General features: G+C 65.3%; 21 protein-coding genes. 14 read left to right on the top strand and 7 right to left on the bottom strand.

All coding sequences use genetic code 11. The features are described 5' to 3' along the window. Positions 1–279 precede the first annotated feature (279 nt). The 6 genes from BI327_RS20570 to BI327_RS20595 all read left to right on the top strand — a co-directional run bounded on the left by BI327_RS20570 (position 280) and on the right by BI327_RS20595 (position 6,230). The gene (locus tag BI327_RS20570; RefSeq protein WP_076862602.1) at positions 280–1,347 is read left to right on the top strand and encodes a glycosyltransferase family 4 protein; all 1,068 of its coding nucleotides are present in this window, start codon (positions 280–282) and stop codon (positions 1,345–1,347) included. Positions 1,348–1,648: 301 nt separating this feature from the next. Beyond that, a complete protein-coding gene (locus BI327_RS20575; RefSeq protein WP_076862603.1) occupies positions 1,649–2,902 on the top strand; it encodes an ABC transporter substrate-binding protein in 1,254 nt (417 codons plus the stop codon). A 16-nt stretch (positions 2,903–2,918) separates the two neighbouring features. Beyond that, positions 2,919–3,788: a branched-chain amino acid ABC transporter permease gene (locus tag BI327_RS20580; RefSeq protein WP_076862604.1), complete on the top strand. Its 870-nt coding sequence runs from the start codon at positions 2,919–2,921 to the stop codon at positions 3,786–3,788. Beyond that, positions 3,788–4,774: a branched-chain amino acid ABC transporter permease gene (locus BI327_RS20585; RefSeq protein WP_076862605.1), complete on the top strand. Its 987-nt coding sequence runs from the start codon at positions 3,788–3,790 to the stop codon at positions 4,772–4,774. Before BI327_RS20580 ends, BI327_RS20585 begins: the two co-directional genes overlap by 1 nt. A gap of 9 nt (positions 4,775–4,783) precedes the next feature. Beyond that, a complete protein-coding gene (locus tag BI327_RS20590; protein WP_076862606.1) occupies positions 4,784–5,533 on the top strand; it encodes an ABC transporter ATP-binding protein in 750 nt (249 codons plus the stop codon). Continuing rightward, positions 5,526–6,230: an ABC transporter ATP-binding protein gene (locus BI327_RS20595; RefSeq protein WP_210191221.1), complete on the top strand. Its 705-nt coding sequence runs from the start codon at positions 5,526–5,528 to the stop codon at positions 6,228–6,230. Before BI327_RS20590 ends, BI327_RS20595 begins: the two co-directional genes overlap by 8 nt. A 170-nt stretch (positions 6,231–6,400) precedes the next feature. Here the strand turns inward: BI327_RS20595 and BI327_RS20600 are convergent, their stop codons facing one another. The 3 genes from BI327_RS20600 to BI327_RS20610 are packed head-to-tail and all read right to left on the bottom strand — an operon-like array spanning position 6,401 to position 11,508. After that, complete coding sequence (locus BI327_RS20600) at positions 6,401–8,344, bottom strand: alkyl/aryl-sulfatase (RefSeq protein ID WP_076862608.1); 1,944 nt, start codon at positions 8,342–8,344, stop codon at positions 6,401–6,403. A gap of 51 nt (positions 8,345–8,395) precedes the next feature. Continuing rightward, complete coding sequence (locus BI327_RS20605; protein WP_083742165.1) at positions 8,396–10,216, bottom strand: flavin-containing monooxygenase; 1,821 nt, start codon at positions 10,214–10,216, stop codon at positions 8,396–8,398. 47 nt (positions 10,217–10,263) lie between these two features. Beyond that, complete coding sequence (locus BI327_RS20610) at positions 10,264–11,508, bottom strand: acyl-CoA dehydrogenase family protein (protein ID WP_076862609.1); 1,245 nt, start codon at positions 11,506–11,508, stop codon at positions 10,264–10,266. A gap of 103 nt (positions 11,509–11,611) precedes the next feature. Between BI327_RS20610 and BI327_RS20615 the strand changes: the two genes are divergently transcribed. Then, on the top strand, positions 11,612–12,400 hold the full coding sequence (locus BI327_RS20615) for an IclR family transcriptional regulator (RefSeq protein WP_076862610.1): 789 nt from the start codon (positions 11,612–11,614) through the stop codon (positions 12,398–12,400). A 45-nt stretch (positions 12,401–12,445) separates the two neighbouring features. After that, positions 12,446–13,426 (top strand): Bug family tripartite tricarboxylate transporter substrate binding protein, encoded by a 981-nt coding sequence (locus BI327_RS20620; RefSeq protein ID WP_083742167.1) that lies wholly within the window; start codon positions 12,446–12,448, stop codon positions 13,424–13,426. 7 nt (positions 13,427–13,433) lie between these two features. On the opposite strand, the gene BI327_RS20625 is transcribed toward BI327_RS20620, so the two are convergent. From BI327_RS20625 to BI327_RS20640, 4 genes are all read right to left on the bottom strand, one after another. Further along, positions 13,434–14,537, bottom strand: a complete 1,104-nt coding sequence (locus BI327_RS20625; RefSeq protein ID WP_076862611.1) for an ABC transporter ATP-binding protein — start codon at positions 14,535–14,537, stop codon at positions 13,434–13,436. Positions 14,538–14,551: 14 nt separating this feature from the next. Then, entirely contained in the window at positions 14,552–15,577 is a 1,026-nt protein-coding gene (locus BI327_RS20630; RefSeq protein ID WP_245334879.1) for an ABC transporter substrate-binding protein, read from the bottom strand. Between the two features lie 23 nt (positions 15,578–15,600). Then, positions 15,601–17,343: an ABC transporter permease gene (locus BI327_RS20635; RefSeq protein WP_076863117.1), complete on the bottom strand. Its 1,743-nt coding sequence runs from the start codon at positions 17,341–17,343 to the stop codon at positions 15,601–15,603. A gap of 336 nt (positions 17,344–17,679) precedes the next feature. Beyond that, on the bottom strand, positions 17,680–18,042 hold the full coding sequence (locus tag BI327_RS20640) for a darcynin family protein (RefSeq protein WP_076862613.1): 363 nt from the start codon (positions 18,040–18,042) through the stop codon (positions 17,680–17,682). 77 nt (positions 18,043–18,119) lie between these two features. On the opposite strand from BI327_RS20640, the gene BI327_RS20645 reads away from it, so the two are divergent. The 6 genes from BI327_RS20645 (at position 18,120) to soxX (ending at position 24,829) form a co-directional block, all read left to right on the top strand. Further along, positions 18,120–18,743, top strand: a complete 624-nt coding sequence (locus tag BI327_RS20645) for a TetR/AcrR family transcriptional regulator (RefSeq protein WP_076862614.1) — start codon at positions 18,120–18,122, stop codon at positions 18,741–18,743. Between the two features lie 104 nt (positions 18,744–18,847). Beyond that, the gene (locus tag BI327_RS20650) at positions 18,848–20,248 is read left to right on the top strand and encodes an MFS transporter (RefSeq protein ID WP_076863119.1); all 1,401 of its coding nucleotides are present in this window, start codon (positions 18,848–18,850) and stop codon (positions 20,246–20,248) included. A 154-nt stretch (positions 20,249–20,402) separates the two neighbouring features. Next, a complete protein-coding gene (locus BI327_RS20655) occupies positions 20,403–20,852 on the top strand; it encodes a (2Fe-2S)-binding protein (RefSeq protein ID WP_076862615.1) in 450 nt (149 codons plus the stop codon). Between the two features lie 22 nt (positions 20,853–20,874). Beyond that, complete coding sequence (locus BI327_RS20660) at positions 20,875–23,061, top strand: xanthine dehydrogenase family protein molybdopterin-binding subunit (protein WP_076863121.1); 2,187 nt, start codon at positions 20,875–20,877, stop codon at positions 23,059–23,061. A 57-nt stretch (positions 23,062–23,118) separates the two neighbouring features. Further along, the gene (locus tag BI327_RS20665) at positions 23,119–24,393 is read left to right on the top strand and encodes an NAD(P)/FAD-dependent oxidoreductase (RefSeq protein WP_076862616.1); all 1,275 of its coding nucleotides are present in this window, start codon (positions 23,119–23,121) and stop codon (positions 24,391–24,393) included. After that, positions 24,386–24,829, top strand: a complete 444-nt coding sequence (gene soxX, locus BI327_RS20670) for a sulfur oxidation c-type cytochrome SoxX (protein ID WP_394329870.1) — start codon at positions 24,386–24,388, stop codon at positions 24,827–24,829. Before BI327_RS20665 ends, soxX begins: the two co-directional genes overlap by 8 nt. Positions 24,830–24,842 lie beyond the last annotated feature (13 nt).

The raw sequence follows: 24,842 nt of genomic DNA on the forward strand, positions 1-24,842 counted from the left end.
AATTTTAGTCGAAGCTCTCGTGCACGATGACGTGAAGGGCGGCGGCGGGATTCCTTGATGCAGCCATCACTGCGCAACAATTTTGCAACGCTGGCGTCGGCAAAAACGTGTTGGAGCGAGATGGCATCAGCAAGACCACAGTGTGATGGAAGAAAGAAGCGGCAGATCTCCCGCCCTTAAGGAACCACGCACGTGCGAGAACGTTCCCGTCTTTGGCATGTCGGTGCCATCAGAGGGCTGAGGGTAGTTCATTCCACATCACAAACAGGAGACGGAGAAATGCGCATCGCGCAGGTTGCCCCGCTGACGGAGGCTGTTCCCCCCAAGCTCTACGGCGGCACCGAACGGGTCGTGCACTGGCTGACCGAAGAACTTGTAACACTTGGACATGACGTGACGTTGTTCGCCAGTGGCGATTCACAAACCTCCGCGAAGCTCGATGCGACCTGGCCGAAGGCACTGCGCCTCGACGGCTCTGTCCGCGATCCCAACGCGCTGCACATGGTGATGCTGGAACGCGTCCGGCAGAAGGCCGACGACGAGGAGTTCGACTTCCTGCATTGCCATCTCGACTATTATCCGTGGTCGCTGTTCGCGCGGCAGCCGACACCGTTCGTAACCACGCTGCACGGACGGCTCGACCTGCCGGAGCACCAGCCGGTCTTCAACACCTTCTCCAAGATCCCTGTGATCTCTATTTCGAACGCGCAGCGGCGGCCGGTGCCGCAGGCGAACTGGGTGCGCACCATCCATCATGGCCTGCCGGAGAATTTGCTGACGCCGCAGCCGGCCAAGCAATCCTATCTCGCCGTACTCGGGCGCATCGCGCCGGAGAAAGGCGTCGATCGCGCGATCAAGATCGCAGCCCGCTGCGGCATTCCGCTGAAGATCGCGGCCAAGGTCGATCGCGCCGACCAGGAATATTACGACGAGTTGATCAAGCCGCTGATCACGAACAACCCGCTGGTCGAGTTCATCGGCGAGATCAGCGACCGCGAGAAGCCGGATTTCCTCAGCGGCGCGATCGGACTGCTGGTTCCGATCGATTGGCCGGAGCCGTTCGGCCTCGTCATGATCGAAGCGATGGCCTGCGGCACGCCCGTGATTGCGTATAACCGCGGCTCGGTGCCCGAGATCATCGAGGATGGCCTGACCGGCTTCATCGTCGAGGACGAGATCAGCGCGATCTCCTCCGTCGGGCGCCTGTCGACGCTCAACCGCGACGCGATCCGCCAGCGGTTCGAGACCCGCTTCACCGCGCGGCGGATGGCACTCGACTATCTCGCCGCCTATCGCAGCCTGATGGAAGCCAAGCCACGCTTCAAGCTGGTGGCGAGCGCGGAGTAGCCGTTGCAGCGGCCGATCGAATGATCCGGCGGGCCGGCACTGGCCGTGCCGGTCCGTTGGGTCATTCGATTGTCAATAATGCCGGCATCTTCGTCGGCGTCCCTTACTCCACGAGGCCGTTCACTTGCACGCGTCGCGCGAATGCTGCGACGCACCCCGTCGCCACACCGTTTCCCCAAGCGCTCGGCCGATATCGCCTTTGCGATTGCCGAATTACGTGCTCTTATGCGCCCCGCTTGACGCAAAAAATAATAAGCGAGCGGACGGAGCAACCGTGCCGTGGTCGCGCAGGGGGAACGCCATGACAGGGGACCGCAAGCCGTCGGCCATTAATAATGCCGTGCCGACCAACGCCTCACGGAAGAAGCTGAACCGCCGCAAATTCCTGGTCAGAACCGGCGGCGTGCTCGCAGCCGGCGCATTCGGCGTGGTGCCGCTGCGGGGCTGGGCGGCCGACCCGATCAATATCGGCGCGCTCTATCCGACCACGGGCAGCATGGCGCAGATCGGCACCGGCTGCGTTGCCGCAGCCAAGCTCGCGGTCGACATGGTCAACGAGGCCGGCGGCATCAAGTCGCTCGGCGGCGCCAAGCTCAATCTGATTGTCTCCGACGTGCAGAGCGACACCACGGTGACGCGCACCGAGACCGACCGTCTGATCACCGGCAACAAGCTGTCGGCGATCCATGGCTGCTATGCCAGCGCGCTGACCTTGATTGCGAGCGAGGTTTGCGAGCGCGCCCGGGTTCCGATCATCACCGGATCGAGCTCCGACCAGCTCAACAAGGGACGCAGCTACACCTTCACGCCGTTCGCGCGCGCCTCGCAGTTCGCCAAGGCACAGTTGCAGATGGCGAAGCTCGTCAGCGACCAGGCCAAGATCGCCGTCATCTTCGAGAACACCGCGTTCGGCACCTCGACCTCGAACGGGCTGAAGGAGCTGGCGCCGGGCGAAGGCGTCGAGATCGTGATGTTCGAGCCCTACTCGGCCGGCTTCACCGATGCGAGCCCGCTGATCAACAAGGTCAAGGCGTCCGGCGCCAACACGCTGTTCTCGCTGTCCTACCTCAACGACCTCATCCTGATCGTGCGCACCGTGAAGCAGGTCGGGCTCGACATCGCGATCAATGGCGGCTCGGGCGGCTTCGTGATGCCGGACTTCTACAAGAATGTCGGCAAGGCGGCCGAGGGCCTGCAAGGCGTCGCGCACTGGAACCACGACGTCAACGATGATGCGCAGAAGGTCAATGCCGAGTTCAAGAAGCGCACCGGCGAGTTCGCCTTCGAATATGCCGGCGGCCTGGTCGCGCAGACCTTCATGCTGGCCGACGCGCTGGAGCGCGCCGCCTCCGCCGATCCGAAGAAGGTGCGTGAAGCGCTCTCGACGCTCGATGTCTCCTCGGGCTATGCGGCGATGGCGCCGGGCGGCAAGGTGAAGTTCGGCCCCGACGGCAAGAACGTCTATGGCCGTCCGGTCGGCGTGCAGTGGCAGAACGCCGACCTCGCCAGCATCTTCCCCAAGGAAGACGCCCGCGCCCCGCTGCTGAAGACCTGAACCGCGGTCGCATCGCATGTGGGAGACACTGGCCCAGGCCGTGATCAACGGCCTGCTCATCGGCGGCATCTACGCGCTTGTCAGCATCGGCGTTACGCTGATCTTCGGCGTGGTCAAGATCGTTAATTTCGCCCAAGGCGAGTTCGTGATGATCGGGATGTACATCTCGTTCTTCCTCGCCACCCAATTCGGCATCGATCCGCTGGTCTCGCTGGTGGTCTCGATGCCGGTGCTGTTCGTCGCCGGCGTCCTGATCCAGCACTTCCTGATCCGCAGGGTGCTCGGGCCGAACGACATGCCGCAGATCTTCCTGACCTTTGCGCTGTCGCTGTTGCTGCTCAATCTCTCGCTGATGCTGTTCAGCGCCAACTACCGCACCGTCCATACGTCCTACTCAGATGAGGCGTGGCACATCGGCGGGCTGTACATTCCGGTGGCCAAACTGATCGCCTTCGCGGTCGCGATGGCGCTGAGCGGGCTGCTGTGGGTGTTCCTGCACACCACCGATCTCGGCCGCGCCATGCGCGCGGCGTCGCAGAACCGCGATGTCGCGATGCTGATGGGGATCAATCCGAACCGCGTGTTCGCGGTCGCGTTCGGCACCGCGCTGGCGCTGGCGGGCGCCGCTGGCTCGCTGCTGATGCCGTTCTATTCGGCCTATCCGTTCGTCGGCCAGGTATTCGTGCTGATGGCATTCGTCGCCGTCGTGATGGGGACGCTCGGCAATGTGATGGGCGCGCTGATCGCGAGCCTGATGATGGGGATCGCGGAATCGCTCGGCATCCAGTTCGTCGGCGCCGATTCCGGCTTGATCGTGGTGTTCGCGCTGCTGCTGTTGACGCTCGCCTTCAGGCCGAGCGGCCTCGGCGCCCGGAGGGGCCGCTGATGCAGACCTCAGGCAATATGAAATGGCTATGGCTCGTGATCGGGGCCGCCGTCATGCTCGCTCTGCCGCAGTTCGTCACCTCGTCGTTTGCGATCGACATCTTCATCCGCATCCTCTTGTTCTCTTTCATCGGCGTCGCCTGGAACCTGATGGGCGGCTATGCCAAACAGCTGTCGCTCGGTCACGCCGCTTATTTCGGGCTCGGCGCCTACACCTCGACCATCATGCAGGTGAACTACGGCATCTCGCCCTGGATCGGGATGGTCGCGGGCGGCGTGGTCGCAATGCTCGCGAGCCTGCCGATCGGCTGGCTCTGCTTCCGCCTGCGCGGCCCCTATTTCACCATCGCGACGATCGCGACCGCGCAGGTGCTGATGCTGATCTTCCTCAAATTCCGCGATTTCGCCTGGGGCGCCGAGGGCACCACGATCCCGAACCTCGGGAGCGCGCCACTGATGATGCAGTTCGAGGAGAAATCGTCGTACTATTATGTCGTGCTCGGGCTGCTCGTCGTCGGACTGTGGATCACCCATCTCATCGAGAAATCCTGGATCGGCTACTATCTCGTCGCGATCGGCGAAGATGAGGACGCGGCAGAGGCAATCGGCGTCAACGCGCCAAAGGTCAAGCGCGACATCTACATGATCAGCGCGTTCCTCACCGCACTCGCCGGCACCTTCTATACGCAATACATCTACTTCATCGATCCCGCGACCGCATTCAGCTTCAACGTCTCGATCGAGGCGGCGCTGGTGTCGATCGTCGGCGGCATCGGCACGCTATGGGGCCCCGTGATCGGCACCGTGCTGCTGGAAACCACCTCGGCGCTGTTGCAGAGCTGGCTCGGCAGCTCGGTGGGCGGCATCCAGCTCACGGTCTACAGCCTGATCCTGATGGCCGTCATCCTGTGGCGGCCGACCGGGCTGATCGGATTTGCGACCGACGTCTATCACCGTTACGCCCGGCGCAAGCCGGCGCGCGCCTGAGGTCGCCCGATGGCAGAAGCACTGGTCATCAAGGGTCTCAGCAAGCGCTTCGGCGGCCTGCGCGCCGTGCAGGACGTCAGCTTCACCGTGCAGGAGAACGAGACGGTCGCGCTGATCGGGCCGAACGGCGCCGGTAAGACCACGAGCTTTCATCTGATCACGGGATTTCATCGGCCGGACTCCGGGTCGGTGCTCGCCTTCGGCAATGAGGTCGTCGGCCTCAAGCCGCATGACGTCTGCGCCCTCGGCATGGCCCGCACCTTCCAGGTCGCAAAGCCGTTCGGCGCGATGACGGTGCTCGCCAATGTGATGACCGGCGCCTTCCTGCGCGACCGGCATGTCGCTGCCGCCCGCGCCAAAGCGCTCGAGGCGATCGACTTCGTCGGCCTGGGCGCCAAGGAGCAGACCCGGGCCAAGGACCTCACCACCATCGACCAGCGCCGGCTGGAGATGGCCCGCGCGCTGGCGACGCAGCCGAGGATTCTGCTGCTCGACGAGGTGATGGCCGGGCTCAACCCGGCCGAGATCGACCAGGCGGTGGCGCTGGTGAAGAAACTCGCCGCCAGCGGGCTGACCATCGTGATCGTCGAGCATGTGATGCGCGCGATCATGGCGGTGGCGCGCCATATCGTGGTGCTCGACCACGGCCAGAAGATCGCCGAGGGCGCGCCGAAGGAGATCGTGGAGAATCCGGAAGTGATCCGCGCCTATCTCGGCTCCTATGTGCATCCGCCGGCGCAGGGAGACGCCCATGCTTGAGCTCTTCGGCGTCAGCGCCAGCTACGGCTCGGTCCCCGCCATCACCGACGTCAGCATCTCCATTGGCGAGGGCGAAGCCGTCGGCCTGCTCGGGGCCAACGGTGCCGGCAAGAGCACGACGCTGCGCGCGGTCTCCGGCCTCGTCAAACTGTTCGCCGGCAAGGTCACGTTCGACGGCGTCGACCTCGCGAAGCTGCCGCCCTACCGCATCCCCGAGCTCGGCATCGCGCATGTCCCGGAAGGCCGCCAGGTATTCCCGGACATGACGGTGCAGGAGAATCTCGAGATCGGCGCCTTTGTGCCCAAGGCCAAGGCCGATCGCGCGCGCACCATGGAGCTGGTCTACAGCATCTTCCCGCGGCTCGCCGACCGCAGGAAGCAGCTTGCCGGCACCATGAGCGGCGGCGAGCAGCAGATGGTCGCGGTCGGCCGCGGGCTGATGCTGAAGCCCCGCCTGTTGATGCTGGACGAACCCTCGTTAGGACTCGCGCCCGTGATGACCGACGTGACCTTCGAGAAGATCGGCGAGATCCACAAGATGGGCACCGCGATCCTCCTGGTCGAGCAGAATGTCAGCCGTGCGCTGTCCCTGGTGCAGCGCGCCTACGTGCTGGAAAGCGGCAACGTGATCATGCAGGGCTCGAGCGCCGAGCTCGCCAACAACAAGCAGGTGCAGGCGGCGTATCTCGGGATTTGAGACAGCCCCGGCCAACCCGTCATCCCCGCGCAAAGGCTTCGCCTTTGTCGCTGGAGGTGCGAGCGGAGCGAGCCTCGAAGGATGCACGGCCACCAGCCGGGCCGTCGACCCTTCGAGACGCGCGTTCCGCGCTCCTCAGGGTGACGGTTATAGCGCCGCATGCGGCGGCTCTAACTCACCACCGTCCGCTTCGGCTCGACGATCTCCCACATCCGCGGGAACTCGTCCATCAGCGCCATCAGCTCGCCGAGCCGCAGCGCGTCACCCGCCACCTTGATCTTGTCGGCGCCGACGGCGTCCGGGAACGTGGTCAGCTTGGCGATGACCTCGTCGAGCACGCTGCGCGCCAGCGTGAAGCTGGCGTGCGCATCGGCCGCCTGCGCGCCCGCAACGTAAGTCAGGGCTGAGTTCTCGAGATTTAGCACGAAGGTCTCACCGGTGTCGGTGAAGCTCCAGTTCAGCACAATGCGCTTGCCTTCGGCCTTGGGGCCGTTGAGTCGGATGCCGAGCACGTCCCAGAGCTGCTCGGTGCGCAGCGCAGCCAGCGTCTCGCGCGGCATCGGCGAGCGTGGTGGCGTCTTCGGCATGCCCTGCCGCAGCTCCTGGGCACCGAACAGATAGGCGTTGCGCCAGGTCGAACTTTCGGCGGCATAGCCGAGCTGCTCGAACGTGTCGGCCAGCAATGCGCGGGCCGCCTGATTGTCAGGCTCGGCGAACACGAGATGGCTGACGGCCCGCGCGACGAAGCGGAATTCGCCCTTGGCAAAGTCGGCCGCGGCCCGTTTCAGGATCGCATCGGCACCGCCCATATACTCGACATACTTCTTGCCGGCCTCGACCGGCGGCAAGGAATCGAGATTGACCGGATTGGCGTCGTACCAGCCGAGATACTTCTGGTAGATCGCCTTCACATTGTGCCGGATGTGGCCGTAATAGCCGCGGCCGTGCCAGGCGCCCTCCAAGCTCTGCGGCAGCCGGATCGTCTCGGCGATCTCGGCGGCGTTGAGGCCGTGGTTCATCAGCCGGATGGTCTGGTCATGCGCGTATTTGTAGAGATCGCGCTGCTCGCGGATCATGGTGTCGATCCGCTCGCGACCCCACACCGGCCAGTGATGCTGGCCGCACATCGCCTCGGCCTTGCCGCCCCACATCTGCAAGGCTTCGCCGAGATATTTCGACCAGGCCAGCGCATCGCGCACGTCGGCGCCACGGAACGGCAGCAGATTGTGGAAATTGTGCGTGCAGTTCTCCGCGAGGTTCAGGAGCTTGTAGCGCGGGATGAAGAAATGCATCTCCGCCGGCGCCTCGCTGTTCGGCGCCATCTGGAATTCGAACTCGACGCCGTCGATCACGCGCTTGTCGCCGGTGGCGATGATCAGATCGGTCGGCCGCAGCAGCGCCACGCCGCCCGCCGCCATGGTCTTGCCGAGGCCGCAGTCGACATGGCCGCGCACGCCCTTGGCGAGGAACGGCCCGAACTGATACTGCGCGCGGCGCAGCATCGCCGGACCCGCGATGATGTTCTCGGAGACGGCGTGCTCCATGAAGTAGTTCGGTGCGATGATCGGCACGCCCGCCGCCAGCATGGCGTCGTCGAGCACGCCGCGCGCGCCGCCCCAATGGTCGGTGTGGGTGTGGGTGAAGATCACGGCGGCGACCGGTCGCTTGCCGCGATGCTGGAAGTACAGCTCCATCGCGGCGCGGGCGCCCTCGATCGAGGTCAGGGTGTCGACCACGATGACGCCCTTGTCGCCCTCGATCAGCGTCATGTTGGCGATGTCGAGCCCGCGCACCTGGTAGACACCCGGCACCACCTCGAACAGGCCGTGATGCATGTTGAGCCGCGACTGCCGCCAGAGGCTGGGGTCAACGGTTGCAGGAGCCTTCTCCTCGGACAGGAAGCCGTAAGGCTCGAGGCTCCAGACCACCCTGCCCTGCGCCGAGGTGATGCGCGCATTCTCGATCGTGCCGAGGAAGCCGCGCGCGGCGTCATCAAAATCCCTGGTGTCGGCGAACGGCAGCGCCTTCAGCGTCGCCTCGTGCTGCGCGACGACCGGGGCGGATGCCGCCTTCGGACCTTCGTGTGACGTGTCGCTTGCGGTTGTCTGGGGCATACTCAGGCACTCCCTCGTTTGGGCAGAAAATCGGTCCGGATCGCGCACCGCTCAGCGGAATTGTACGCCTTCGAACTGGCCGCTGCGGCGCCACTCGTCGATATATTTGAAGTAGGCGAGCGCGCCCGCCGGATAGCCGACATTGAGCTTGGCCGCGGGCCCCGGCTCGCGTCCCTCATTGTTGTAATAGCCGGGTGTGCAATCGGGCCCGCCGATCATCCGGCCGACCGCAGTCAGCAGCAGCTCGACCCAGCGGTCCTCGGCCTGCCTGCTGACCTCGATTTGCTTGAAGCCATTGTCCCGCGCGTGACCGACCATCAGGGCGATGGTGCGCGCCGCTTCGGTCAGATTATGCGGCACGTTGGAGATGAGATTGGCGCCCTGCGTCGGCTGCACGAAGAACAGGTTCGGGAAGCCGTGCACATGGATGCCGTGCTTGGTGCGCATGCCCTCGGCCCAATACTGCGACAGCTTGATGCCGTCCTGGCCCGTCACGTCGAAACCCGCGCGCCGCTTGTACTCGGTGCCGACCTCGAAGCCCGACGCATAGATGATGCAATCGAGGGCGTATTCCTTGCCTGCGACGACGATCCCGTTCTCGGTGATCTCTTCGACGCCCTTGCCGTCGGTATCGACCAGATGGGTGCCGGGCGTGTTGAACGCCTGAAGATAGGCATCATGGAAGCACGGCCGCTTGCAGAGCTGGCCGTACCAGGCCTTGAGGTTTTTCGCCGTCTCCGCATCGCCGACGATGGTGTCGACCCGGTTGCGGATCTCCTCCATCTTCTCGAAGTCGGAATCCTCGAATGCCGCCCGCATGTTTTCCACGCTGCGCTGCTCGCGCGGCAGCAGCATGATCTTGGCGCGGATCCGCTTCGACAGGTCGGTCCAGCCGTCCTGCACCAGATCTTCCTCGGCCGATCCGCCGGCCTGGTTGGCGGTGAAATTCTCCAGCCAGCGCTGCTGCCAGCCCGGCGTCGCGATATCGGCAAACCAGTCCGGATCAATCGGGCCGTTGCCGCGCACGTCGACCGACGACGGCGTGCGCTGGAACGCGTAGAGCTCCTTGCAGGCGCGCGCGAGGTGCGGGATGCACTGCACCGACGTGGCGCCGGTGCCGATGATGCCGACGCGCTTGTCGGCAAGCTTGTCCATCAGCGCACCCTTCGGACCGCCGCCGGTGTAGTCGTAATCCCAGCGGCTGGTGTGGAACGAGTGGCCCTTGAAGCGCTCGATGCCGGGAATGCCGGGCAACTTCGGCACGTGCAGCGGGCCGGTGCCGATCCCGACATATTGCGCGGTGAAGGCATCTCCCCGCGTGGTGCGGATGATCCAGCGCGATTGCGCCGCATCCCAGTCGAGGCTCGTCACCTCGGTGTGGAACAGCGCATTGTCGTAGAGATTGAACTGCCGGCCGATCCGCTGGCAGTGCGCCAGGATTTCCGGCGCATGCGCGTATTTCTCCGACGGCATGTGGCCGGTCTCTTCCAACAGCGGCATATAGACCATCGACGCCGTGTCGCACTGCGCGCCGGGATATCTGTTCCAGTACCAGGTGCCGCCGAAATCGCCGCCCTTCTCGACGATGCGGACATCCTTGACGCCGGCTTCGGTCAGCCGCGCCGCGGTGGCGAGCCCGGCAAAGCCGCCGCCGATGAAGGCGAAGGTGACGTGGTCGGTCTTCGGCGCACGATCCACGACCGGTGTGTAGGGATCCTCGAGATAATGTGCGAGCTGGCCCTTGATCTGGAGATACTGGTCGTTGCCGTCGGGACGCAGCCGCTTGTTGCGCTCCTCCCGATATTTCCGGCGCAGCCGCTCCTTGTCGATCGCGGCGGGCTTTGCGTCTTGGGCTTGCTCGGTCATCGTCATCGGAAGGCGCCTCGTTCAGGGAAATTCGGTGGACAATGTAGCGCCGCTCAGGCGGGATGGGCAGCGAGATAGGGCGAATTGGCGATCGACCAGTCCGGCATCGGCTCCATCCGGAAGATCTGCCGCAGATGCACCTCGTCGGGCCCGTCGCCGATCCGCAGCAGCCGCCCCCACGCCAGCGCCTGATGGATCGGCGTATCGTCGGAGCCGCCCATCGCGCCGAACACCTGCATCGCGCGGTCGGCGATCTTCTGCAGCATTGCCGGCACCGCGACCTTGATCAGCGAGACGTCGCGCCAGGCGCCGTGATGGCCGGCCTGGTCGAGCCGCCAGGCGCAGCGATACGCAAGCAACCGCGCCTGCTCGAGCTCGACGCGGGCCTCGGCGATCCAGCGCTGCACGGTGTCGTACTGGATCACGGTGCGGCCGAATGCGCTGCGCTCCGCGGCGCGCGCCATCATCAATTCGATCAGCAGCTCGCAGAGCCCGATCGAGCGCATGCAGTGATGGATGCGCGCTGGACCGAGCCGGACCTGCGCGACCTTGAACCCCTCACCCTCGGCGCCGAGCAGGTTTTCCACCGGCACCCGCACATTGTCGAACACGAGCTCGCCGATCGGCGCCGTATGATCCTCGCAACCCATCCAGCGCAGCCGCCGCACCAGGCGCACGCCGGGCGCATCCATCGGCACGATGATGCAGGAATGCCGGCTGGTACGCTCGGCGGAGGCATCGGTCACCCCCATGACGATCAGGAAGCTGCAGCGCGGATGCGCGGCGCCGGTGATGAACCATTTGCGGCCGTTGATGACGTAGTGATCGCCGTCGCGCACCATCCGGGTTGCGATGTTGGTGGCATCGGACGAGGCGACGTCGGGCTCGGTCATGCCGAAGGCGGAGCGCGTCTCGGCGTTGAGCAGCGGCGCCAGCCAGCGCTGCTTCTGCGCCGGCGTCGCGCAGTTCTGCAACGCGATCATGTTCGGCACATCGGGCGCCTGGCAGTTGAACACCTCCGGCGCCCAGAACAGCCGTCCCATGATCTCCGCGAGCGGCGCGTAGTCGAGATTGGAAAGCCGCGTGCCGGGCTCGTCATCGGCAAGCTCGGGCAGGCCGAGATTCCACAGGCCTGCCGCGCGGGCCTTCTGCTGCAGTTCGGCCATGAAGGGCGGCGTGTCGCCGTGGGCGCTGACATGGTCGAGCCAAGCGCGATGGCGCGGCAGCACCTCCTTCTCGAAGAAGGCCAGCAGGTCGCGCCGCCAACGCTCCGATCGTTCGGACAGATCGAAATCCATGCCGCCTCCCAGCTTTTGGGCGGGAGATAAGCCCATATCGAAACGATTTGCAAATTCATTTCGATATATTGACATATTGGTCAATCCGAGATCATTATTTCGTATGACGGTATTGTCCTCTCTCGAATCCCAGGCGGATCCGTCCTTTGCGACCACGCTGGCGCACGGGCTCGACGTGCTGGCCGCCTTCCGCAACCACACAGGTCCGCTCTCGAATGCGGAGCTCGCCGAGCACACCGGCCTGTCGCGGCCGACCGTCTCGCGCCTGACCTACACGCTGGAGCAGCTCGGCTATCTCAGGCGCGACGCCAAGGGCCGCTTCGTGCTCGGGCTCGGCGTGCTCGCCGCCGCCTATCCGGTGCTGTCGTCGCTGAAGGTCCGCCAGCTCGCGCGTCCCCTGATGCGCGACTTCGCCTCCTACACCGGCGGCACGGTGTCGATCGCGATGCCGTTCGGGCTCGACTTCATCTATGTCGAGACGCTGCGCACCACGGACGCGGTGCCGCATGTGCCTGACGTCGGCTTCGTCTCCTCGCTGGCGCCGACCGCGGTCGGGCGCGCGCTGCTGTCGCTGTTCACGACGGACGAACGCGACGCCTATGTCGCGCGCGTCAAGGCCGAACGTCCGGAGGAGCTCGACTATGTCGAGCGGCGGACGCTGCCGGACGTCGAGCTCTGCAATGAGCGCGGCTTTGCCGTCTCGCTCGGCGAATGGCGCCGCGAGATTTTCGGCGTCGCCGCGCCGCTCTATCGCACCGCCGCCGGCGAATGCCTGTCGGTCAATTGCGGCATCCCCTCGTTCCGTTTCAGCGCCGAGCAGATCGAGCGCGAATGCGGTCCGCGCATCCTCGGCCTCGCCCGCAGCATCCGCTCGCTGGTGACGAACAACTAGAACACGCATCGCAACCGACGATGCGGCACATCTCGGGAGGGAGACATGCGTGGCATCACGACCGCGATCGCCTTGCTCGTGGGCATCGTCACGGCGCAGTGCGGCAGCGCCGACGCACAGGCGCAGGACAATTATCCGAGCCGGCCGATCCACATCATCGTGCCCTACCCGGCCGGCGGCATCGTCGACATCGTCGCGCGCGCCGTGACCGAGCAGGTCGGGCGCGACTGGAAGCAGACCGTCGTGGTCGAGGCGCGCCCCGGCGGCAACAGCAATATCGGCACCGCCGCCGTCGCGCGCAGCGAACCGGATGGCTACACCTGGGCCGTCACCGGCCCGGCTCTGCTGGTCAATCCCGATCTCTACAAGGATGCCGGCTGGAACGCGGCCAGGGATTTCCGCTGCGTCGGCCTTGCCGTCTGGAATCAGAGCGTGGCGCTGGTGCATCCGTCGATGCCGGTCAAGACGATCGGCGAGTTCGTCGCGCTCGCCCGCAAGCAGCCCGGACAGTTCAACTTCGGCAATCCCGGCACCGGATCGTCGATCGACCTCAGCGCGCAGAAACTGTTTCAGGTCGCCGGCATCAAGCTGACCAATGTCGGCTACAAGGGCCAGCCGCAGGCCCTGATCGACCTGATGACGAATTTGATGCATTTCGAGATCGTGTCGCTCGAACTCGCGCTGCCGCACATCAAGGCCGGCAGCGTCAAGCCGCTCGCGGTGTTCACCGACAAGCGCGTGCCCGACCTGCCCGACGTCCCGACGATTGCGGAAGCCGGCTTTGCCGAGGCGGCCTACGTTCCCTGGTACGGCATCTACGTGCCGGCCGCGACGCCGGCGCCGCTGCTCGCGAAGATCAATGCGGCGATCAACAAGGCGTTGCAGAATCCCGATGTGCAGCGCCAGCTGTCGCTCGCCAACATTCCGGGCAAGCCGATGTCGCTCGATGAGCTCGCCGCGCTGATGAAGGCCGACCAGCAGAAGCTGACGACCGTGATCAAGACTGCCGGCATGGCGCTGCAATAGCTTCCGGTCAGTCAGTGGCCGCCGGTCCAACGTCACGATAAGCCCACAGGCATTCGCGCGGCAATGCGACCTGCGCCTCGACGCCGACCTGATGGCGTGCGGCGGTACCGAGTTCGACCGCTTCCAGCCGCTTGCCGAACAGCTCGATGCCGTAGGCGGTCTGGGTGCCCTGGTAGCGGCGGTCGAGCACCTTTACCGAGAACGTGTTGGCGCCATCGGGCCGGCCGATCGCGATGTTCTCGGGCCGCAGCGCGATCCGTACCTTCTCGTCGGGCGCCAGCGTCTGGCACAGCGCCACCTCGCCTTGCCTTCCGTCGCCGAAATCGACCACGCCATACTTGCCGTTGCAGGCGACGAGCGTTCCCGCGAGTTCGTTGGTCGCGCCGGTGAAATTGGCGACGAACAGATCGGCCGGGCGGTTGTAGATCACGTCAGGCGTGTCCATCTGCAACAACTTGCCGTCGCGCATCACGCCGATCCGGTCGCCGAGCACGACCGCCTCGGCCTGATCATGGGTGACATAGAGCGCGGTCATCCCGGTCTGCTTGAGGATGACGCGGAGGTCGTCGCGCAGCCGCAGGCGCAGTTTGGCGTCGAGATTCGACAACGGCTCGTCGAGCAGCAGCAATTGCGGCCGGTACACCATGCTGCGCGCCAGCGCGACGCGCTGCATCTGTCCGCCCGACAGCGCCACCACCGGCCGGTCGGCATAATCGGATAGCCCGACCAGCGCCAGCGCGTCCTCGACCATGCGGGCGGCATCACTGCGCCCGATCGTCCGGTGCTTCAACGGATAGATCACGTTCTGCCGCGCCGTCATATGCGGCCACACCGCATAGGACTGGAACACCATGCCGAGGTTGCGCGCGCGCGGCGGCACGAGGATGCCGCGCGCCGGCGACGACACCACCCGCCCGGAGATGCTGATCTCGCCGCCGGTCGGATGCTCGAGCCCGGCGACGCAGCGCAGTGTCGTGGTCTTGCCGCAGCCGGACGGCCCGAGCAGCACCACGATCTCGCCTGCCGGCACGCCGAAGCTGACGCCATCGATCGCCGGGCGGCCGATCGCAAACTGCTTCCTGAGATCGGTAACTTCGAGCGTCGCCGTCATCGCCTGCCTCGCCGCTATTGCCGGTAACCGAACGTCTTGTCCCAGTCCGCGACCCACGCGGCGTGCAACTTCACATACTGGTCGAAGTTCGGATACCAGAGCTTGACCACCTTGGGATCGAACCCTTCAGGGAATGCCGGCGGCTCCTTCAACGAGGTGAGATTGCCGAGCTCCTTGACCATGAAGGTCTGCCCCTCCTTGGACAGGCACCAGTTCAGGAACAGCTTTGCCGCATTGGGGTGAGACGCCGTCTTCGGAATGCCTGTCGCGTAGGGATTGACCGGAACGCCCTCCGGCGGAAAGAAGATCTCGACCGGCGCGCCATCCTTCTTCTTCTGGTAGATGACGTTGTAGAGCAGCGGCCCCATCGCGATCTCGCCGCGCACCAGTGAATCGGCCATCGGCGCGCCGGAAGGATACAGCACCGGATGGGTGGCAGCCTGCTTGGCCCAGTAGTCCTCGCCGAGCACCTGGCGCTCGAACATGATCCGCGTCCAGGTGGTGCCGCCGGACTGCGCGAACACCTGGCCGGTCAGCTTGTCATATTGCGCTTTGGTCAGGTCAATCCAGGATTTCGGCGGATCCTTCACGAGCTCGGTGTTGTAGGCGATCGACCAGGCGATCGTGGCGCGCGGCCAGAGTTTTGCCGAGACCAGCGCATCCTTGCTGTAATCGGCCGCATTCGGCGGCGCGTAATCCTGGAATAGATCCTCCAACGGCTGCATCAGCGCGCGATCGGAGTGGTCGACGATATCGGCGATCAGCTTGCCGGCAGCAGCTTCCGTCTTCACGCGGGTGATGAGCTGGCCGCCCGGCGCACGGACCATCTCGACCCTGATCTCGGGGAAGCGCTTGTTGAAGAGCTTGATCACCTGCTGTTCGATCTCGGCGTAGTTCGCGGTGTAGAACACCAGCTTGCCCTCGGCCTTGGCGGCCGCGATCAGCTCGGGCGAGCCGAACTCGTCCGCGCGCGCCCGCAGTGGCAGTGCGAGTGTCGCCGCGCTCGCCAAGGCCAGTGTGGTGAAGGTTCGTCTATCCATCGCAATCCTCCCCTCGTTTATTGTTATCCGGTCCGTGCCGCGCTGCGCTGCGCGGACCCGCGCGACAGCCAATTGGCGCCGCCGATCAGGACGCCGAGCAGCACCGTCTGCACCAGGCTGAAGGCCGCGGTCTTGCCGACATTGCCACCCTCGTAATAGTCGAGCAGCAAGACCGACATCACCATGGTGTTGCTCGTGTAGAGGAATAGCGACGAGCCGAGCTCGCGGATCGCCAGCACGAACAGCAGCGTCATTGACGCCAGCACGCCCGGCCGCGCCAGCGGCAGCACGATTGTCGCGATGGTGCCGAGCATGCCCCGGCCGCAGACCCAGGCGGCCTCCTCGAGCTCGCGATGGATCTGCAGGAACGAGGTCGACAGCGCCTTCACCGTGTCGGGCATGAAGCGCGCGATGAAGGCGAGCGCCAGAATCCAGATCGTGCCGTAGAGCCCGCCGGGCACGCCGATCCAGGCCCAGAGATAGGCCACGCCAACCACGAGCCCGGGGATCGCGACCGGCAAGGTCGAGATCAGGTCGATGGCGCCGCGCCCGGCAACGCGGGTGCGATGGATCGTGTAGCCGATCGCAAAGGCGAGCGCGCCGCCGACGACCGCCGTGATGACACCGACCTCGACCGCGTTGTAGATCGACCTCATGGTCAGCGGGTTGTCGAAGATGCTCTCGAAATGCATCAGCGAGTATTGCCGCATGTCGAACAGGCTGGCTGCATCGCGGATGAACATGAACTTGCGGAAGGCCGCGACGATCAGCGCCAGCGACGGCAGCACGACCACAACGAGGAGGTAGACGACCCCGAGCGCGAAGGTGAGCCAGCGCCACGGCCCGAGATCGAGGCTGCGCGGCCGGAACGCCTTGCCGGCGACGGTGGTGTAGCTGCGCCCGCTGAGCAATTTCTGCTGCAGATAGACCAGGAGCCCCGTCACCACCATCAGGATGATCGCGACCGCGGCCGCGGTGTTGTAGAGCGGCGGCGACCAGTTGGTGAGCTTGAAGATATAGGTCGTCAGCACGTTCAGATTGGTCGGCGCGCCGAGCACGGCGGGGATGCCGTAGATGCCGAGCATCACGATGAACGACAGCAGCATGCCCGAGACGATCGCCGGCATGATCAGCGGAAACGTCACCGTGAACAAAGTGGCGAACGCGCTGGCGCCGGAGATTTCCGCGGCCTCCTCCAGGCTCGGGTCCATGTTGCGCAGCGCCGATGAGGTGAACATGTAGACATAGGGCGCGTAGTAGATGCCGAACACGAACACCAGGCCCCACATCGAATAGAGATCGATGCGCAGGTCGGAGCCCATCCACTTGAACATCGTGTTGATCAACCCGGTCTTCGGCGAGCCGAGGATCGCCCAGGCCACGCCCGCCACCAGCGGCGGCGCGAACAGCGGCAGGATGCTGGCCGCGGCGATGAAGCCCTTGAACGGCGTGTTGGTGCGAACCACGATCCAGGAGAACAACAGCCCGATCGCGACCGCGATCAGCGTGCCGCCACCGCAGGCGATCAGCGTGTTGAGCAGCGCCTCGCCGACATTGGGATTGGCAAGCACCGCGAGGAAGTTGGCGACCGACAGATGGCTCAGGCTGAGGCGAATGCCGTCGACCACCGGATTGGTGTCGGTGAGCGCGCCGAGCAGCAGCATGAAGACGGGATAGATGACCAGGAAGCTGAGGATCGCCAGCAATGCCGCGACCCAGAGGCCGGTGAATGCGCGGCGCCGAGTTCCCTCGCTGGCGCTTCGCATGGCTTCGCTGCGCCGGTCGGCCTGTCCGTGCAATGCGCTCGTCCCTCTTGCGGTCCGATCTGACGTCGGCCCTGCTTGTATACCAAGGGTAATCGATCGCGCCTGTGACGCAAGCTATCCGAAAGTCGCTTGCATGCGGTCGTGTGACACAGCACGGGAAGATGAATTCTTCAGCGGTCTGACAGGCTGCGACGTCCCGGGGCCACCAGCATGCGCAAGCATGAGGCCTGAAAGAAGGGAGCCCACAGCTCTTTCCCCCGTTGTCCCTACCGAGTGTGTTGCCCCGCAGCCAGCCGGCACGCCGGCCCGGAACGATCCGGGCCGGCGTTCAGCGATCTAGGCAAGATAATTGCCTTCGAGCGCCGGCATGATGTCCAGCACTTCGAAATAGTGATCCCAGAACCTCGTCTCGCGCAGGTGATCGCAGAACCATGCCCAGGCCGAGAGGTCGCCGGTTTCGCAGATCATGACGTCGGTCGCCCTGGTCGAGAAGGCTTCCGGCTCGAACCAGCGCAGCTTCAGCTCGGGACGGCGCCGGAGCAGCGGAATGACCTCCTCGTGCAGGAACACGAGGCGCTGCTCGGTCTTCAGATCGAGCCAGTGCCGCGTGGTCTTGACCATGACGAAGATATGAAACGTGTGTGGATCGTCCCCGTGTTCGGGAAGCACGGGGGACGAAGTCGTCTGTAGTGTCACCATTGATCGGTCCTCCTTTCGTCGCCATAATGTGAGTAATTGCTCATATTCCACAACTCGCGTTTCAGGAGCGATCCATCATGCCGGTGAAACGGCGCATAAAGGCCCGGAAACAGCCGCTTCAGCAGCGTTCGCGGGAGACCGTGGCGGTGATTCTGGAAGCCGCGGCTCGCGTTTTGGAGGCGCGCGGGCTCGAGGGTTTCAACACCAATGCAGTGGCCGAGCGCGGCGGCATCAGCGTCGGCTCGGTGTACCAGTACTTCCCCAACAAGGACGCGCTGACGCTGGCTCTGATCGCCAGGTTCGAGGACGCGCTGCTGGCGAAGGTGCGGGATGCCGTCGCGGCGTCCGAAGGCAAGAGCCTGACCGCGTCGCTCAACCTCATCATTCGCGCCCAGCTCGAGGCGCACGCCGAGCGGGCCGGCCTCAACCGCATCCTGGAGACCGAGGAGGATCGCCTGCGCCCGGCGTCGTCGGGCACGTCAGCGGCCGGGGAATTGAAGGACCTGGTCGCCGCCCTGCTGGCCCGGCATCGTCGTGAGATCGCAAGGCCCATCGACGACGACGCGATCGAGGATCTGATCGTGATCAGCCGCGCCATGGTCGACCATGCGCTTCAACAGGACCTCTCGCAGGCTGCGGCGAGCCGCCGGGTGCTGCGCGCCATGGAGGGATATCTGTTCGGGCCGCGCCGGGATCTCTAGGCGCCTGCCCCGGCAAGGCCGCTTCGCATACGCATCATGCAATGGCGCGGCTGGGGAACGGGATGGCGGCGGTGTACATGGCCATCACGGAGACATTTTCAGGCATGCTCGAGAAGACCCCGACCACCGGTGCAACAACGGCGCCGATCACCGATGGATTGCCGTGGGAGACCCGCCGCTGGGCGGTGGCCGCGATCTTCACGGCGCTGGCGATGGCCTCGCTCGATACTGCGATCGCCAACATCGCGCTGCCGGCCATCGCCAACGATCTGCATGTCAGCCCTGCGGAAGTGGTCTGGGTCGTCAACGTCTATCAGATCGCCCTGGTCGCGACGCTGCTGCCGCTCGGCGCGCTCGGCGAAATCGTCGGCCACCAGCGGATCTATCTCGGCGGTCTCCTGCTGTTCACATTGGCGTCACTCGGCTGTGCGCTGGCGTGGTCGCTGCCCAGCCTCTTGGTCGCGCGGACCTTGCAGGGGCTCGGCGCCAGCGGCCTGATGAGCGTCAACACCGCGTTAGTCCGCTTCGTCTATCCGAGCCGGATGCACGGCCGCGGCTTCGGCCACAATGCGCTGGTCGTCGCGACCGCCTTTACCTTGGGGCCGACGATTGCCTCCGGAATCCTCGCGCTTGGGACCTGGCCCTGGCTGTTCGCCGTCAACATTCCCTTTGGCATCATCGCCGTGCTGATCGGCATGAAGACGCTACCGAAGACGCCGCGCGCCAAACACAGCTTCGACTTCACAGGCGCGGCGCTGGCCTGTGCCTGCCTCGGCCTCTTCATCATCGGCATCGGCAGCGCCGCGCACAAGGCAGCGCCGGCGCTGGTCATCGCCGAACTCGTCGGCGCGGTCGTGTTCGGCTGGATCCTGACCCGGCGGCATGCCGATCATCCGGCGCCGATGCTGCCGATCGACCTGTTCCGCCGGCCGATCTTCGCGCTGTCGGCTGCGACCGCGGTCTGCTCATTCGCTGTGCAGGGCCTCGCCTTCGTGTCGCTGCCGTTCTACTTCGAGGACATATTGCATCGCTCGCAGGTCGAGACCGGTTTCTTCATGACGCCGTGGCCGCTGGTGGTCGCCTTCATGGCGCCGATCGGCGGCCGGCTGTCGGACCGCTATCCGGCCGGCATTCTCGGCGGCATCGGCATGCTGCTGCTCGGGCTTGGCATGGTGCTGCTCGCAACCCTGCCGGCGGAGCCGAGCGTCGCCAACATCGTCTGGCGCACCATGATCTGCGGCATCGGATTCGGCTTCTTCCAGACCCCCAACATGAAAGCGATCATGTCGAGCGCGCCGTCGCATCGCAGCGGCAGCGCCAGCGGCATCGTCGCGACCGCGCGGCTGATCGGGCAGACCACCGGCGCCGCACTCGCCGCGCTCTGCTTCGCATTGGCCGATCGCGAGGGCGCAACGGTGGCGCTGGCACTGGGCGCCGGATTTGCTGCGCTCGGCAGCGTCATGAGCTTCCTGCGCCTGGCCGTCGCTTCACCGCAAAAGTCATGACAGGCATGTGATGCGCGCAGAGGCGCGGCCAAACACCACAGCATCAACTTTCTTCCGCACTACAAGCGCATTTTCTTGATTTGAACCGTTCCAGTTTCAAGGCCAACATCGCGCTGCAGTCCGATCGGAGGATCGGACCATTCAGGGGAAAGCGATGGCAAACCTCAAAATCAACGGCAAGACAATCACTGTAGACGTCGAGGACGACACGCCACTGCTGTGGGCGATTCGCGAGAATGTCGGACTGACGGGGACCAAATATGGCTGCGGCATTGCACAATGCGGCGCCTGCACCGTGCATGTCGATGGGGTCGCAATGCGCTCCTGCGGTGTGACGGTGAGCGAAGCGGCCGGCAAGGACATCACCACGATCGAGGGTCTCGAGGTCAACGGCGTGATGCACAAGGTGCAGCTCGCCTGGATCGCCAACGACGTGCCGCAATGCGGCTATTGCCAGAGCGGCATGATCATGGCCGTCGCGGCGCTGCTGAAGGAAAACCCGAAGCCATCAGACGACGACATCAACGACGCCATCACCAATATCTGCCGCTGCGGCACCTTCCAGCAGGTGCGCGAGGCGATCCATGCTGCCGCGAACGCGTGAGGAGGCAGCCATGAATCTGCAAATCAACCGGCATGTCATGCCGAAACTCAACCGCCGCGCCTTCGTGATCGGCACCGCGACCGCCGGCGCCGGTCTCGCGCTCGGCCTCGATCTGCCGTTCGGCGGCCCCGGCGTGGTGCGCGCGGCCGACGGCGCGCCTGAAGTCAATGCCTGGGTGGTGATCCGGCCCGACGACACCGTGGTGATCCGCATCGCCCGCTCCGAGATGGGCCAGGGCACGTTGACCGGCCTCGCCCAACTCGTCGCCGAAGAACTGGAATGCGACTGGTCGAAGGTCACCACCGAATATCCGACGCCCGGCCAGAGCGTCGCCCGCAAGCGGGCCTGGGGCGATTTCTCGACCGGCGGCAGCCGCGGCATCCGCACCTCGCAGGACTACGTCCGCAAGGGCGGCGCGACCGCGCGCGTGATGCTGATCCAGGCCGCGGCCAATGAGTGGAAGGTGCCCGCCGCCGAGTGCAAGGTCTCCAACGGGGTCATCACGCATACGCCGTCGGGCAAGACCACGACCTACGGCAAGGTCGCCGAAGCCGCAGCGAGGCTCGAGCCGCCGGCCGACGTCAAGCTGAAGGATCCGAAGGACTGGACCATCGCCGGCAAGGGCCTGAAGCGGCTCGACACCGTGGACAAGACCACCGGCAAGATGGTCTACGGCATCGACGTCAAGCTGCCGGGCATGCTGAACGCCGCGATCAAGGATTGCCCGGTGTTCGGCGGCAAGGTGAAGAGTTTTGACGAAGCCAAGATATCAGGCATGAAGGGCGTCAAGAAAGTGGTGCCGGTCGGCGACAGCGCGGTTGCGGTCGTCGCCGATACCTGGTGGCACGCCAAGACGGCGCTGGATGCGCTGCCGATCGTCTGGGACGAAGGCGACAACGCCAAGGTCTCCAGCGAGACCATCGCGAAGTGGCTCGCCGAAGGGCTCGACAATGCGCAGCCGGCCTATATCGGCAACCAGAACGGCGACGCCAAGGCCGCCATCGCGAGCGCGGCGAAGAAGGTGGAAGCGGTCTACAGCTATCCCTACCAGAACCACGCCACGATGGAGCCGATGAACGCCACCGTGCTCTACACGCCTGACAAATGCGAGGTGTGGTGCGGCACGCAGAATGGCGAGGCGGCGTTCGCGGCGGCGCTCGAAGCCTCCGGCCTGCCGGCGGAGAAGGTCGACGTGCACAAGCTGATGCTCGGCGGCGGCTTCGGCCGGCGCGGCATGACCGACTATGTGAGGCAGGCGGTGGCGATCGCCAAGCAGATGCCGGGCACGCCGATCAAGCTGTTGTGGTCGCGCGAAGAGGACATGCAGCACGGCAAGTATCACCCGGTCACGCAGTGCAAGCTGACCGGCGCGTTCGATGCCGACAACAATCTGGTCGCGCTGCACTACCGTCTGTCCGGCCAATCCATCCTGTTCTCGGTGCGCCCGGAAGCGCTGCAGAACGGCATGGACCCCGCCGCCTTCCAGGGCGTTGCGCAAGCCGGCGAGGCCGCGATCGGCTATTCCGTGCCGAACTTGCTGGTCGAGCATTCGATGCGCAACCCGCACGTCCCGCCGGGCTTCTGGCGCGGCGTCAACGTCAATCACAACGCGATCTACATGGAATGCTTCATGGACGAGCTGGCGCTGGCCGCAGGCCAGGACCCGCTCGAATTCCGCCGCAAGCTGATGGGCAAGCACCCCAAGCATCTCGCTGTGCTCAACGCCGTGGCCGAGAAGATCGGCTGGAGCACGCCGGCGCCCAAGGGCGTCTATCGCGGCATCGCGCAGGTGATGGGCTATGGCAGCTACGTTGCCGGCGCCGCCGAGATCTCGGTGACCGACGGCAGCAAGATCAAGGTGCATCGCATCGTCGCCTCCACCGATCCCGGCTACGTCGTCAATCCGGCGCAGGTGGAGCGGCAGATCGCGGGCTCCTTCGTCTACGGCCTCAGCGCGCTGTTCTATGGCGGCTGCACCGTGAAGGACGGCCGCATCGAGCAGACCAATTTCGACACCTACAACTCGATGCGCATCAACGAGATGCCGAAGGTGGAATCGGTGATGGTGCCGAGCGGCGGGTTCTGGGGCGGCGTCGGCGAGCCGACCATCGGCGTCGCGGCGCCGGCGGTGCTCAACGCCTATTTCGCAGCGACGGGAAAGCGCATCCGCTCTTTCCCGCTGCGCAACCAGAACATCTCCTTCGCCTGAGCAAACCCGAAGCGGCGGCCCGAGCGGCCGCCGCTTCCTTTTTCCGGATTGTCGTGCATGGCCGTCACGCGTCATCAGACGCGCAGGGATGTGGTCCGCGGCGTCGCTGCCGTCGCAGCGGCGGCCGCGTTGGCGCGTCCGGCGCTGGCACAGGCGGCGCCGCGTGTCGCGGTGATCGGCGGCGGCTTCGGCGGCACCGCCTGCGCGCGAGCGCTGCGGCGGCTCGACGCAAAACTCCAGGTCACGCTGATCGAGCCGAACAAGATCTTCACCGCCTGCCCGTTCAGCAACGAGGTGATCGCGGGTCTGCGCGAGCTCACCGCCCAGCAATTCAGCTACGACAAGGTGGCGGCCGACGGCATCACGGTTGCCGCGCAGGCGGCCACCAAGGTCGACGCGCAGACGCGTACGATCGCGCTCGCTGACGGCACTGTTCTCTCCTATGACCGGCTGGTGCTGGCGCCCGGCATCGACATGCACTTCGATGGCCTGCCCGGCTACGACGAGGCCGCGGCGGAGAAGATGCCGCACGCCTGGAAGGCCGGCGAGCAGACCATGCTGCTGCGCAGGCAGCTCGAGGCGATGGACGACGGCGGCCTGGTCGTGATCGCGGTGCCGGCCGCGCCGCTGCGTTGCCCGCCCGCGCCCTACGAGCGCGCCAGCCTGATCGCGCATTACCTGAAGGCGAAGAAGCCGAAGTCGAAAATCCTGGTGCTCGACGCCAAGGACAATTACTCGCAGCAGAAGCTGTTCGAGAAGGCCTGGGCCGAACTCTATCCCGACATGATCGAACGGATCGCGCTGTCGCAGGGCGGGCGCGTCACGTCGGTCAATCCGGCGACCAACGAGATTGTCACCGACTTCGGCAACTACACCGCAGCCGTCGCCAATGTGATCCCGCCACAACGCGCCGGCCGCATCGCCGGGATCGCCGGCGCCGCCGACCACACCGGCTGGTGCCCGATCGATCCGGTCAGCTTTGCCTCGAAGCTCGTGCCCAATATTCACGTCATCGGCGACGCCGCAATCGCCGGCGGCATCCCGAAATCGGCCTCCGCCGCGGCGGCGCAAGGCCGCGCCTGTGCGGCTGCGATCGTCAACTCGCTGGCGGGTAAGGCACCGGAGACACCACGCCTTGATGGCGCCTGCTACAATACGGTCGCTCCTGGCTACGCGTTTTCGTTGAAGGGCATCTATCAGCCCAAGGAGGATCAATACGCCGAGGCCGAGGTGATCACCAGCCCGGTCGACGCGCCGCGCGAAGTGCGTCAGCGCGAGGCCGATCAGGCGCTCGACTGGTTCAAAGCCATCACGGGAGATGCCTTTGGCTAGGCTCGCCCTCACGCTTGCCGCGGGACTGTTCGCAGCCGGCGCGCCGGCCAGCGCCGAAGAGCTCCGGCCCTATACCGTCGTGGGCGATGCGATTCCGCAGTCGCTGACGGGAACCAGTGGCGATGTCACGCGCGGCCGTGCGCTCGTCGTCGAGCGTTCCTCCACTTGCATCCTCTGCCACAGCGGCCCATTTCCCGAGCAGGCGTTCCAGGGCGACCTTGCGCCGAACCTGTCCGGCAGCGGCGTGCGCTGGTCGGAAGGACAGTTGCGGCTCCGGCTGGTCGATGCGGCGCATCTCAATGCGGCGACGATCATGCCGTCCTACTATCGCATCGACGGGCTCACACGCGTCGGCGCCTCATGGCGGGGAAAGCCGATCCTGTCGGCGGAGCAGATCGAGGATATCGTGGCCTATCTGGTGACGTTGCGGAACTAGGACTTATCAATCG

The organism is Bradyrhizobium mercantei, from assembly GCF_001982635.1.
GTDB classification, from domain to species: Bacteria; Pseudomonadota; Alphaproteobacteria; order Rhizobiales; family Xanthobacteraceae; genus Bradyrhizobium; species Bradyrhizobium mercantei.